This window comes from Sinomicrobium kalidii (assembly GCF_021183825.1).
GTDB classification, from domain to species: domain Bacteria; phylum Bacteroidota; class Bacteroidia; order Flavobacteriales; family Flavobacteriaceae; genus Sinomicrobium; species Sinomicrobium kalidii.
This window is the reverse complement of the sequence record NZ_CP089211.1, coordinates 2269227-2282680: the sequence shown is the minus strand read 5'-3', so window position 1 is coordinate 2282680 and position 13454 is coordinate 2269227. Positions and strand designations below refer to the sequence as shown.

General features: G+C 46.2%; 8 protein-coding genes. 4 read left to right on the top strand and 4 right to left on the bottom strand.

Translation table 11 applies throughout. The annotated features are described in order from the left end of the window. The first annotated feature begins 32 nt into the window (after positions 1 to 32). On the top strand, positions 33 to 1019 hold the full coding sequence (locus LS482_RS09150; protein WP_233031479.1) for a hypothetical protein: 987 nt from the start codon (positions 33 to 35) through the stop codon (positions 1017 to 1019). Between the two features lie 51 nt (positions 1020 to 1070). After that, positions 1071 to 2048, top strand: coding sequence for a LuxE/PaaK family acyltransferase (locus LS482_RS09145; RefSeq protein ID WP_233031478.1), 978 nt, complete (start codon positions 1071 to 1073; stop codon positions 2046 to 2048). A 192-nt stretch (positions 2049 to 2240) separates the two neighbouring features. On the opposite strand, the gene LS482_RS09140 is transcribed toward LS482_RS09145, so the two are convergent. Both LS482_RS09140 and LS482_RS09135 read right to left on the bottom strand, forming a co-directional pair. Next, positions 2241 to 4343, bottom strand: a complete 2103-nt coding sequence (locus tag LS482_RS09140) for a RagB/SusD family nutrient uptake outer membrane protein (protein WP_233031477.1) — start codon at positions 4341 to 4343, stop codon at positions 2241 to 2243. 36 nt (positions 4344 to 4379) lie between these two features. Next, on the bottom strand, positions 4380 to 7535 hold the full coding sequence (locus LS482_RS09135) for a SusC/RagA family TonB-linked outer membrane protein (RefSeq protein WP_233031476.1): 3156 nt from the start codon (positions 7533 to 7535) through the stop codon (positions 4380 to 4382). Between the two features lie 434 nt (positions 7536 to 7969). On the opposite strand from LS482_RS09135, the gene LS482_RS09130 reads away from it, so the two are divergent. Beyond that, the gene (locus LS482_RS09130; protein WP_233031475.1) at positions 7970 to 9295 is read left to right on the top strand and encodes a rhamnogalacturonidase; all 1326 of its coding nucleotides are present in this window, start codon (positions 7970 to 7972) and stop codon (positions 9293 to 9295) included. A gap of 59 nt (positions 9296 to 9354) precedes the next feature. Here LS482_RS09130 and tyrS read toward each other — a convergent pair whose 3' ends face one another. Further along, positions 9355 to 10656, bottom strand: coding sequence for a tyrosine--tRNA ligase (gene tyrS, locus LS482_RS09125; protein ID WP_233031474.1), 1302 nt, complete (start codon positions 10654 to 10656; stop codon positions 9355 to 9357). A 128-nt stretch (positions 10657 to 10784) separates the two neighbouring features. Between tyrS and LS482_RS09120 the strand changes: the two genes are divergently transcribed. Then, entirely contained in the window at positions 10785 to 11810 is a 1026-nt protein-coding gene (locus tag LS482_RS09120) for an NAD-dependent epimerase/dehydratase family protein (RefSeq protein WP_233031473.1), read from the top strand. Here the strand turns inward: LS482_RS09120 and ade are convergent. Further along, positions 11797 to 13431: an adenine deaminase gene (ade, locus tag LS482_RS09115; RefSeq protein WP_233031472.1), complete on the bottom strand. Its 1635-nt coding sequence runs from the start codon at positions 13429 to 13431 to the stop codon at positions 11797 to 11799. The genes LS482_RS09120 and ade overlap by 14 nt on opposite strands. Between the last annotated feature and the right edge of the window lie 23 nt (positions 13432 to 13454).

Here is a 13454-nt window from a genome sequence, read left to right as displayed (position 1 = left end):
CCGGCTTTTCAGAAAGAATAATTTTGTAAACTATGAACAGCGATAACACGCAACAAAATAATAATTCCGAAGAGATAGATCTCGGTGTTTTGATTCAGAAGATCAGGGATTTCTTCAAATGGATTGTAAAGGGGATTTACAATATTTTCCTTTTCTACAGGAAATTTGCCGTTATACTCATTATACTGATGGCCATCGGGTTTGTTACCGGGTATTTTATGGACAATTCCGGATCAAAAACCTACAGGAACGAGGTTATAGTGGTCCCCAACTTCGGCAGTGTGGATTATCTGTATACGAGCATACAGGAAATCGAGGCGAAAAGGAAGATAGGAGATATCAGCTTTTTCAAAGCGATGGGAATAGATTCTGTAAGCTATTTTTCCGGTATAGAAATAGAGCCCGTAATAGATATATACAGCTTTCTGGGGAAAAGCCCGGCCAATCTTGAAGCGTTCAAGGCATTAAAAGGCGATGCATCCTCGATTAACGATATAACCACGGCAAAAAACTACAAATTTCACCGTATAATCATACATACCAAAGACCGGAAGAAATCGGCAAAAGTAGTGTCGGGTTTACTGGGCTTTCTCAACAGTAATGATTATTACGGGGAATTGAAGAATGTTTTGCAACAAAACACGGAGGCAAGGATAAAAAGTAATAAAGAAGCTATCCGCTATATTAACGATATACTTCGTTTACAGGGCAACGACAGTTTAAAGCGGGTGATCCCGGCAGACCGGTCATTTTATTTTGCGGAATCCCAGCCCGGGGAACTCGGTCAACTTGTAAATTCCCAGCGGCAATTATTCAATGAGATTGAAGAACTTACCGTAGAAATGGCGGATGCTGACAAGGTGATAAAAGATGTTACCGTAAAGATAAATATCCCGATAAAGGGGATCACTGCTACAAAAAAATGGTTGTTCCCTTTACTGCTGTTTGCCGCATTTTCCGGTGTATTCCTGTTGATCTTCCTCTTTAAGAAGATGAAGCAGATAGCAACGGAAGAATAGAGTACAATGAGCTTTGTTTTTAGCGGTTGTTTTTAGTGTACAATAGTTGTAATGAATAGCGAAGCCATTTTTAACATAGCGAATGATGTTGATTTTGAAGCCGTAACGCTGGACGTATTCAGGCATCAGTACCGGAACAACGAAGTATACGGCAGATTCTGCGATCTGTTGAACAGAACACCGCCGAAGGTAACATCCCTTAATGATATTCCGTTCCTCCCCATATCCTTTTTTAAGACACATACCGTGGTTTCTTCCGAAGATCCGCCCGAGGAAGTGTTTACAAGCAGCGGAACCACGGGAATGAGCACCAGTAAACATTACGTTACGGACAGAAGTTTGTATGAAAGGAGCTTTTTAAGCACATTTGAGCGTTTTTACGGCCGTATTGAAGAATATGTGGTCCTTGCGCTATTGCCTTCCTATTTGGAGCGTCAGGGGTCCTCTCTGATCTATATGGCAAACGACCTTATCCGGCGTTCCGGTAATGAAGACAGTGGCTTTTACCTGCACAACCTTTCGGAATTGAGCGATAAACTGGAAAAACTGGATAGCAGAGAAAAAAAAATATTGCTGATTGGGGTTTCGTTTGCCCTGCTGGACCTGGTGAAAAACCACGATTTTCAACTGAAGAATACCACAATAATGGAAACAGGGGGCATGAAAGGCCGCAGAAAAGAACTTATCCGGGAAGAACTGCACCGTATCCTTTGCAAGGGTTTCGGGGCGGACCGTATTCACAGCGAATATGGTATGACCGAATTGTTATCCCAGGCCTATTCCTTCGGAAACGGGAATTTTCAGTGCCCTCCGTGGATGCAGGTACGTATAAGAGATGCTGAAGATGCCTTATCTCCCCAACCTCACGGAAAAACCGGGGGCATAAACATCATAGACCTGGCCAATGTCAACTCTTGTTCGTTCATAGCGACACAAGACCTGGGCAAAACTTTCCCGGACGGCAGTTTTGAAGTGCTCGGCAGGTTTGATAATTCCGATATACGCGGATGCAACCTTATGGTGATGTAAGGAGTTAGACGTCGAATGATTCTTTTCAGGCGGTTTTTATACGGATGGCCTGAGTTTTTTATTTTTCAGAACAAATTTAAATCTGTGTTTTATATTTCAGGGCCTGTCAGCATTTCCGAAAAAAGACATTCAATCCATCTTTCCGGAGGTACTGACAGGCCCTGATACATGACAAAAATTATATAACGGGCATTAATTGCCGTATCCCGGATTTTGCCAGGAAGCCCTATCCGAATCAGATAGATTCGAACCATCCTCGTTCAGCAGTCCGTCGATAAAGGATTGCGGAACCGGACGTAGTTCGTGCTTATTTTCGGTAATACTGATCGCTTCCGGATTAAAGGCCCTGGTCCGCTTGATCAGGGTTCCGGTTCTGGACAGGGTTTCCCAGCGTTGCCATTCGCCTAACATCTCCCGTGTACGTTCGTTCAAAATAAAGTTCAATGCGCGGTCGTACTGGCCTGAGGCACCTATTTGCGCCAGAATAGCTTCATCTTCTTCAGGAAGGTTATCGGGGAATGAATTTAAAGTTAAATCCGAAGCTTCCGTAGTAACTGCTATATCCGGGTTTGACAGATAATAGGTATTCATGTTCAGGTTTGAATTGATATAATTCGTCGCAGCACTTTCGGTATTTAGGCTGTTGTTTTCAAACGCCTGGGAACCGTCGCTGTAATAAGACCTGTTTTCTCCCTGCTTCCATTGGGCTCTTCTGCGGACAACGTTAATGTCGTTCATGGCATTGCCGTACTGGTTAAGGCGCACATAACATTCCGCTCTTACGAGGTAGGTCTCGGCCAGGCGTGCCATAGTTACGTCGCGGTGAGCATCCCCCTTTTCGGCTGTACGGGAGCCGTCGTCCGTTTTATTGATCCCGGCAAAGAAGTTGCATATGGGCTGGCTTTTAAATTGGGGAGCTACGTACTCCCCGTTTTGATATAAAACCAGTGAATTGGGAACCCATTGGTCCTTTTCACCGGCCAGTGACCCTGAAGTGGGTGTTTGTCGACTGCCCAAATTCCATTCCGGTAAACGCCCTTCCGTATCTGTCCAGTCGGGATTTTGAACGAAAGCTCCGAAATTGTAGTTGTTATAGGTGTTGTCGTCTCTGGTATTAAGAATCATGACAATTCCCGGATCTCCGGCTTTTACGCCCGAGTTTTCTTCCTGAACGTTGTTTACGCCGTAAACCGTTTTAAAAGTTTTCCACATGCGGGCATCGTTTACGTGGTCAAAAACGGCATAACTGTATTCGGTGGGTCTGCAACGTTGAAAATCCATACCGCCTATCCATACACCGCGTTTAACCCAACCTCCCGAGAAGTTGGAAAACTGGGGGGTAAAGTAATTATAGGTACGATTGCCGAAACGTCCTGAAGTGGCCCCGTCTGCATTGTAGCCGGCGGCCATCAGGATTTCGTCTAGTTGTTCAATTTCACAATCCACTCCCGTCCAGTTGGCATACAGATCGCTGTAATTTTCCGTGAGTCCTCCCCGGGCATTGATGGCATAAGTAGAGGCTTCTATAGCCTCGTTAAGGTCGGCCTCTTTATAAGAACTGTTCCATGAATCGTTACGTTCAGATACACGGAACAAGAGGGCTTTTGCCAGGAAATGGGCAGCAGTGGCCTTGGTCCAGGTAATTCCTTTGCCATAGGTGTAAACTTCCCCTTCAAAAAGCTCGTAGGCATTGCGAAAGTCGGAAATTATCTGTTCCCAGCATTCCTCTTCGGTGGCCCGTTCGAAATTACGGACAACGCCTTCGGCAGGCTCTGTTTGAAGTACTACACCACCGTATTGTGCAGTTAAACGATAATAATTATAACCGCGTAAAAAGTATGCATGGGCCAGACAACGGTTGCGGACCGATTCGTCCTCAAAGACCTCGGGGGCCTTGGCAATTATGGTGTTGGACGATGCTATACCGTAATACATCTGGTCCCAGAGGGCACTTGGCGAGGTGGCGTTGTTGTTGGCAGCACCGGTTTCCGGACTGGCACCCAACGGACCGAGACGGTTGTCATAGGTATTCCACATTTCGTTGGTTAGGTCATTGGCATTTGTGAATTCGTCGGTCCCGTATAAGGTAATTCCGTACGCCCATTCATAACCAAAATGCCAGCGGATATTGCCATAAAGCGATACGGTGAGCTCTTCAAGCCCTTCAGGGGTGTCGAAATAATCGGTTGAATATTGGGTGGTCAGTTCTTCATCGAGGAAGTCCTTGTTACATGAGGATAGCGATAATCCCATGACCAGAACAAGGTACATTCCGATATTTTTGATAGTATTCATTTTCGTATTTTTTATAAGTTTCCTGTAGCGTTCTATTTATATTCCGATATTAATTCCCAATGCAAAACTGCGATTGAATATTGTCGAATCAACGTCAAAGTCGTACCAGTCTACAGATTGATAAATACTTCCGGGATTAACCGCCTGTACATAGATTTTCAGATTGCTCAGCCCATATTTGGAACAGAAATCACTTGGCAGGTTATATCCTAAGGAGATGTTTCTGATTTTGATAAATGAAGCCTTTCTGAACCCGAGGATTCCGGAAAAATCATCCTGTGACCCGGAAGTGGCCTGTCCGAGAATCGGCTTTTGGAATTCGGCATCCGGATTGTCCGGGGTCCAGTAGTCGACCTCCATTTGATTGCTGTGGGCTGTCATGGCCTGTCCTCCGAGGCTTGCCATATAACCTAAACGCGAATAGGTGTGTATTCCCAACTCCAGACCTTTGTAGGTAAAGGTGTTGTTCCATCCTACGGTCCATCTGGGGGCGCTGTTCCCTAAAATAACACGGTCTTCGGTGGTCATTTCATAGTCGCCGTTCTGGTCTTTGGGGCGTACGTTCCCCGGCGAAAAGTCATAGCCGTTGGCGTTCCAGAGTTCCATTTCGGCCCTGTCCTCGGCGGTGTCCTGCCATATCCCTTCATTGTCATATCCGTACTCAACCCCTATGGACTCACCGATAAACCACTGGTTATCTACCATATCGTTCTTACCGTATGCCAGTTCTTCTATTTCATCCTTCTGCCAGGCTACATTGATGTTGGTATCCCAGGCAAATCCGCCCCCGGTCTCTACCGGAGTTGCATTAAGCGTAACTTCTACCCCGCGGTTGTTTGTTTTACCTATATTGGCAAAGGTAGAAGGGAAACCGGTGAGGGTGGGGATGTTGACTTCCATCAGCAAATCCCTGGTATAGGATTTATAGGCATCAATACTCCCATTGATCCGGTTGTTGAACATTGAAAAATCGATACCGATATTGTATTGGGTCGTTTTTTCCCAACCCAGGTTAGGATTGGCCATTGAGAGTTGATCTCTGGAGTAGTAGGGCTCATTGGTGGTGTAGCCTACCTGGTTTCCTATGCCGTTAAATGGCAGGTATATTTGTGTAATATCTCCCTTGGTAGCATAAGGACTAACAGCAGAATTTCCCGTGGTACCCACGCCGAAGCGAAGTTTCAGGTCGGTAAGCCAGTCGGCATCGCTCAGAAAATTTTCCTGTTTGATACGCCAGGCAAATGCTGCCGACGGGAAAAAATCCCATTTATGCCCTTCTGCAAGCTGGGAAGCCCCGTCCCAACGCCCGGAAACGGTAAACAAATAACGGTCGTCAAAACCGTAGTTTACACGGACCATGTATGAGTTGAGCTGACGCTCGGTAAGCCCGGAACTCATACCGGCATTGTTGTCGGGGTTGGTGAGATCTATAGAACCGAAAGCATTCCATAAATACGACTCCTTGGGAATGTTATTCGCACTCATGGCCGAGTTTTCGGTGTTCCAGGATGAGGTAGTCTGAAGCAGGGTAACCCCTATATTGTGCACATCCGAAAAGGTTCTGTTATAACTGATAATGTTATCCAGGGTCCACGAGCGGTCCCGGCGGTTTCTCAGGCGTGCATAGTTGGTTCCCGGGCTGCCGTCGGAATTGATTTTATGTGCCGAGGTGGCATCAATATAAACGCCCTCCCTCCAGTGACGGAAATCCGGACCGAAGTTCATCTTGTACTTTAATCCTTCCAGTCCTCCCACGATTTCACCGATGTCAAAAGTGGCAGAGAAGCTTCCCAGGGCACGCATGGTTTCTGATAATTGCGTACTTTTTTCCCATTCGTTCATAATGGTGTAAATTCCGGATTCCCCACCGGGATTGATGACCAGGTTTCCTTCCGGATCATAAGGAACGGCCATGTTGTAGATCGATTTGGCAGTACCGTAGATGGCATCTGGTATGGAATTGCTTCGTCCTCCCAGTGTGGACATTCCGTAATCCTGTTCGCTCCATGTGACGTTCAGGGAAGCGTTTAAGGTAAACCAGTCCGTAGGTTTGATCTCTGCGCTGAGTTTTGCAGTATAACGCTCATAATACTGCCCTTTCTGTGTCCCTTCATTGTTTAAATATCCGAAAGAACCGTACGCATTCATCTTTTCGGTTCCCCCGCTTGCACTGATGTTGTGTTCGGTGGTCACGGCGGTTTGCGTTACAAAATCAGTCCAGTCCGTATTGGTAACTCTTGAAGGGTCCCAGGAGCCGTTTTCCCAGCCTTTCAGAACATTGTCTCTGGAAGTCTGGCCATCCAGGGCACTATCAAAAATAGTCCGGTCATTTTCATACGTAGGTGTATCCGGGTGAGCGTAAGTTTCAGGGTCTAAATTATAAGCTGCCCATCGGCGAAACTCAATAAAATCGGCCGCACTCATGGATGGTGCCCTGTCCACAATATCGGAGGTGGTCACCACGCCCGAATAATTCAGGCTGAACCTTCCCGGTTTTCCCTGTTTGGTACTTACAATGATTACACCGTTAGCCCCACGGGAACCGTAAATGGCAGTTGCCGAAGCATCTTTGAGGACTTCGATGGACTCAATGTCGCGCGGGTTGAGGGTTTCAATGGCCGAAGGCGACATTAAAGGTACGCCGTCAACCACATAAAGCGGGGCATTGCTCGCAGATAAAGAGCGGTTCCCGCGAATGCGAATTGTTCCGACGGTACCCGGACGTTGACTGCTTGTAATATCTACACCGGCGGCCTTGCCCTGTAAAGCCTCGAAGGCGTTGTTTACGGGCTGGGTCATTAATTCTTCGGAATCAACACTGACCAGGGCCCCCGTTACGTCCGATTTTTTTTGTGTTCCATACCCGATAACAACAACCTCTTCCAATTGGTTGTTGTCCATTTCCATCACAACGTCATAAGTACCGGCCTGTGTAATGGGCCTTTCAACCTTTTTCGATCCTATGTACGAAAATACCAGTACGTCTCCCTGGGAAACATTAATACTGTATTTTCCGTCGAAGTCTGTACTGGTACCTCTGTTTGTTCCCTTTATTATTACATTGACTCCGGGCATGGGAATACCCTGTGTGTCTGTAATAGTACCGGATACACTCCTGTTTTGAGCGTAAACCGAACCCGACAGGAAGATCAGAAGCAGCGTACTAAGCCAAAGTATGTATTTGTTTTTCATAAAAGTTGGTTTGGTTAATCTGCTTCAAAAGTATCTAATCGGAATTGCGATACTATCCTGTGCTGTGCTGCTAAGGGGTTGTTACATAGAGGGTTGTGGGGATTTATTACTTTTAAATGTGTTATAAATATTTGTTTTTCAATACATTATCCGGAAGTTGTGTGGAAACGGACGGGCTATTAAATCGTCAATTCTTCAGCTGTTTTTATATGATGATGTGGTTAAACCGTTGTTTTTTTGTCAATCTAAGGAGGAGTCCGGTATTTTTGTCATTTTACGCAGGTGCATCCCGTGGCAGGATTTGCACAAAACAGGTTCGACGGACAAAGCATGAGGGGGCACGTCTTTAAAAGCAGGACAGCACAGGATGAGTGGCCTGATGGATTGCCTTAGATTTATTTTCTGATTGTCCGAAATTTTAAAGATTTAAACATATGAGCAGACTTAAACCGGTAGTATACAGCACGCTGTTCTTATTAATTGCAGGCTTGCCAAAAACAACCGTGGCCCAGGATGTATTTCCGGACGGAAGTAAAATCCCGGATTGGTTTTTTGATACAAAGATTCACCAGCTTGACGAACTGGGAAAAAAATATACCGTTACCGACCATGGTGTGGTTCGGGACAGTACCCGGGTACAGACCGAAAAACTGCAGGCAGTTATAGATAAGGCATATAATGAAGGCGGTGGGGTAATTGTCATCCCCAAAGGTGTTTTTTTAAGCGGTGCACTTTTTTTCAAACAGGGAACGAATCTGTACCTTGAAAAAGGAGCGGTGTTAAAAGGGAGTGACGATATAAGTGATTTTCCCGTGCTTATGACCAGGATAGAAGGACAATCCGTAAAATATTTCCCTGCTTTGGTCAATGTGGACGGTATAGACGGTTTTACCCTTACAGGTCAGGGTACCGTTAACGGGAACGGGCTCAGGTACTGGAAGGCATTCTGGCTGAGACGCGAGTGGAACCCCGATTGTACGAATAAGGACGAAATGAGGCCGCGATTGGTCTATGTGTCCAACAGCAAAAACGTACAACTCTCCGAAGTACACTTAAAAGATTCTCCCTTCTGGACTACGCATTTCTATAAATGTGAAAATGTCAAGTTGTTGAATCTGAGGATTACTTCTCCCAAAGCGCCGGTGAAGGCACCGAGTACGGATGCGGTGGATATAGATGTCTGTACCGGTTTTCTGATTAAAAACTGTTATATGTCGGTCAATGACGATGCCGTGGCTTTAAAAGGAGGAAAAGGGCCCTTTGCCCATAAGGATAAGAACAACGGAGCGAACAGGAATATTTTAATAGAAGATAATACCTATGGCTTTTGCCATAGCACCCTTACCTGCGGAAGTGAATCGCTTCACAATTATAACATATTGTTCAGAAGGTCAACGGTAAATGATGCCAGCAGGGTGTTATGGTTAAAAATGAGGCCTGATACCTATCAGACCTATGAATATATTACTGTTGAAGATATTAAGGGGAATGCCGGGAATATGATCTATATCAGACCGTGGACCCAGTTTTTTGACCTGAAAGGGGAGAAGGGTATCAGGGAATCTGCTGCACATCATATCAGCATGAAAAACCTGGAATTGAATTGCGATAAGGTCTTTAATATCCAACCGTCGGATCAGTATGAACTGGAACATTTTACCTTTGAAAACCTGGAGGTGATCACCAGAGATGCCGCTAAAGAAAACACCAGATCCATTCAGGACCTCGCGATGGAAAATGTGGAAATCAAAGCCCCATGATTCCCGGAGCCCTGACAGGTTCGTTCTTCCGGCCTTCTGAAATTCCTGTTCGAAAACTTTTAATGTGCTACAAGAACAAAGTAGTTCTTTTTGCCGCGTTGTAACAGTATAAACTTGTTGTTGATAAGGTCTTCCGCAGTTATGGTGTGCCCTTCTTTTACTTTTTCCTTGTTTACCGAAATGGAATTTTCTTTCAGGGCCCGTCTCGCTTCACCATTGGATTTGAGGAACCCTGATCTTTCGCTTAATGCAGCGATTATATCCAGTCCTTCCGTAATTTCAGAAGAGGGAATTTGAGCTTGCGGAACCCCGTCAAATACATCGAGGAAGGTCTTTTCATCAAGGGATTTAAGATCTTCGGAAGAACTTTTTCCGAACAGTATTTCGGAGGCCTTTATGGCTTTTTCCAGTTCTTCTCTGCCGTGAATAAAGATCGTGGTCTCTTCCGCAAGGCGCTTTTGGAGAACCCGTGTATGCGGAGCTTCCCTGTGTTCGGTAACCAGTCCGTCTATGGTTTCCCTGTCGAGGAAAGTGAATATCCTGATGTATTTTTCGGCATCTTCGTCCGAAGTGTTCAGCCAGAACTGGTAGAACTTGTACGGAGAGGTCTTTTCCGGGTCCAGCCATACGTTTCCGCCTTCCGTTTTCCCGAATTTTGAACCGTCTGCCTTGGTGATGAGCGGGCAGGTCAGGGCATAGGCCTTGGCACTGTCATCACTCATCCTGCGTATCAGTTCCGTTCCGGTGGTGATGTTGCCCCACTGGTCCGATCCGCCCATTTGCAGCAGGCAGTTGTAGGTTTTGTACAGATAGTAAAAATCGTATCCCTGGATAAGCTGGTAGGTGAATTCGGTAAAGGACATTCCCGCACCGGAGTCGGCACTGAGGCGTTTTTTAACGGAGTCCTTGGCCATCATATAGTTCACGGTGATGCGTTTCCCCACATCGCGTGCAAAATCGATAAAGGAAAAATCCTTCATCCAGTCGTAATTGTTTACCAGGATGGCCGCATTCGGTAATTCAGAATTGAAATCCAGGAGTTTTGATAATTGCGTTTTGATCCCCGCTATATTTTTTTGCAGGGTTTCCTCGTCCAGAAGGTTGCGCTCTTCCGATTTCATGGAAGGATCGCCTATCATTCCGGTAGCACCACCCACCAAAACGACAGGACGATGCCCGGAAAGCTGGAAATGCCTGAGCATCATTACCCCCACAAGGTGTCCGATGTGAAGGGAATCGGCAGTAGGGTCAATGCCCACATAGGCCGATGTGGATTCCTTGTTTAATTGCTCTTCTGTCCCCGGCATGATATCGTGGATCATTCCCCTCCAGCGCAGTTCTTCTATGAAATTCTTGATCATTGTCTTCTTCCTTTTTAGGTAAACAAGCGCAAAATTACAATAAAATGAGTAATACAGGCATGTAGTGAGCGGTATTTTGTCAGGGTATCCCGTGATAAGGTCGCTGCAAAATACATATCTTTGGTCCTATGATTTTAGTCACCGGAGGAACAGGGCTTATCGGGGCGCATTTGTTGTATGCATTAACCCGAAAAGAAAAGAAAATACGGGCTGTTTACAGGAAGGACAGTGATATCGCTGCCGTAGCTGAGGTATTTTCCGGATCTGCGGAAGACAGGGCCCGGTTTGACAGCATTGAATGGATGGAAGCCGACATTACCGATGTTCCCGCACTTTCCTACACTTTTAAGGGAATTACAGCGGTATATCACGCTGCGGCACTTATTTCTTTTGACCCTGCCGATTACAACCGCCTTAAAAAAATCAATACCGAAGGGACCGCGAATATTGTGAACCTTTGTCTGGCTAACGGAGTGAAAAAGTTGTGTTACGTAAGCTCCGTAGCTACCCTCGGAAAAGGAGTAGGTGAGGAGTTTATTACCGAGGAGACCCATTGGAGCGCGGAATCGGAAAACAATGTATATGCCATTACCAAATACGGGGCCGAAATGGAAGTGTGGAGAGGCAGCCAGGAAGGGCTGAATGTGGTGATCGTTAACCCGGGAATTGTATTGGGAGTACCTCCGGGGATCCGGGGCTGGAACAAGGGCAGCGGAAAACTTTTCCGGGAAGTGGATAAAGGAGTGAAGTATTATACCCATGGTGTAACCGGTTATGTGGATGTAGCGGACGTAGTTGCCATAATGACCGGGCTTATGGAGCGCGATGTAAAGAACGAAAGGTATATCGCTGTAGCTGAAAACCTGAGTTACAGGGAAATACTTACTTCAGTGGCCAGGTCCCTGAACAAAAAACCGCCCGAAAAAGAAGCCCCGGCATGGGTACTGCAATGGTTATGGCGATTGGATTGGCTGAGAAGCAACCTGACCGGGAGCGGGCGGAAAATCACAAAACTCCTGGCCCGGACGGTAACGGCAAAGAATCGCTACAACAGTGATAAAATTAAAAAGGAACTCAACCTGGAATTCCGGCCGTTTTCCGAAACGATAGAGCTGACAGGCAAAAAATACCTGTCGGTTGTCAGGGAGAAGTAAACAGGTCGGTAAACGCAAATTTTTGCCCGTCAAAGAGGCCTTTGTCACTTAATTTCAGGTCCGGAATAACGAGTAGCGCCATAAAACTGAGGGTCATAAACGGTGATTGCAGTGTAGCACCCATCGCTTTGGCCATTTTGTCGATAGCCGTATAGCTCTTTGCGACTTCATAACCATCGTCGGCAGACATGATACCTCCTACAGGCAAGGGGAGCAACATTTTCTTTTCTTTATGTACTGCGGAAATCCCGCCTTTGCTTTCAATGATGAGGTTCACAGCTTCCGCCAGTGAAACATCATCGGTTGCCACCGCAATGATATTATGTGAATCATGGGCTACAGAAGATGCGATGGCACCTTCCTTTAGACCGAAATTCTTAATAAAGGCTATCGCCGGTAAGGCTTCCCGGTAACGATTGATCACAACAATTTTCAATATGTCATTTTCAGGGTCGGAAACGGCATAACCGTTATTGGTCTTTACGTTTGATATTCTTTCGGAAGTGATCAGTTCACCGTCCCTGGCCTCGATGACACGCATCTTTTCCCCCCGTACTTTTACTTCAAAGTCACCGGGAGATTTCGGGGAGGCCTGAAAGTTATTGATGCTGTTACTCACTGTACGGGGGATAAGGGACGTTCCGTTTTTTGCTACGGTCTCTCCCTCAATATAGGTTTCGAGAACTTCAAATTTTTCCAGGTCTTTTACAACAATAAAATCGGCAGGATCGCCTGTACGCAGTCTTCCCACATTCATCCGGTAGTGATCAACGGGGTTCAGGCAGGCTGCTTTCAGGATGTGGAAAAGGTCTTTCCCTTTAGCAACGGCCCTGGCCGCAAGCTGGTTGATATGGCCTTCCACCAGGTTGTCGGGATGTTTGTCGTCCGAACAGAACATCATATGATCGTGATGTGTATCAATAAGGTTGATAAGGGCCTCAAAATTTTTAGCGGCACTACCTTCACGGATGGCTATTTTCATGCCGTGTTTCAGTTTGTCCAGGGCTTCTTCGGCCGTACAGCATTCGTGGTCTGTGGAAATCCCTGCAGCGATGTATTTTTCAGCCAGTTTCCCTTTAAGCCCCGGTGCATGGCCGTCCACCGGTTTTCCGTATTTCTGTGCCACGGCTATTTTTTGCATGACCTCCGGGGCGTGGTCCACCACTCCGGGCCAGTTCATCATTTCTGCAAGATAAACAATATCTTCCCGGGCCAGGAGGGTGTCAATATCTTCAGCAGTGATTTCCGCACCTGTTGTTTCGAAAGGAGTGGCCGGAACACAGGAAGGGGCTCCGAAATAAAATTTAAAGGGAACTTTCTGTGCGTTATCGGTCATGTATCGTATGCCATCCATACCGCATACATTGGCAATTTCATGCGGATCGGATACCGTGGCCACCGTTCCGTGAACCACGGCGATCCGGGCAAATTCCGAAGGGACGAGCATGGAAGATTCAATATGGATATGGGCATCGATAAATCCCGGCATAATATAGACTTCCGGAGCGGTTCCGGTACGCTCTACCGCAACTATTTTTTTGTCCCGAATGCTTATTACAGCAGGGAATATTTCCCTGTTTAAGATATCTACGAATTGCCCGGAAATGGTTTTTGCTTGCATATTACCAATGTTGGGTTTTGGTT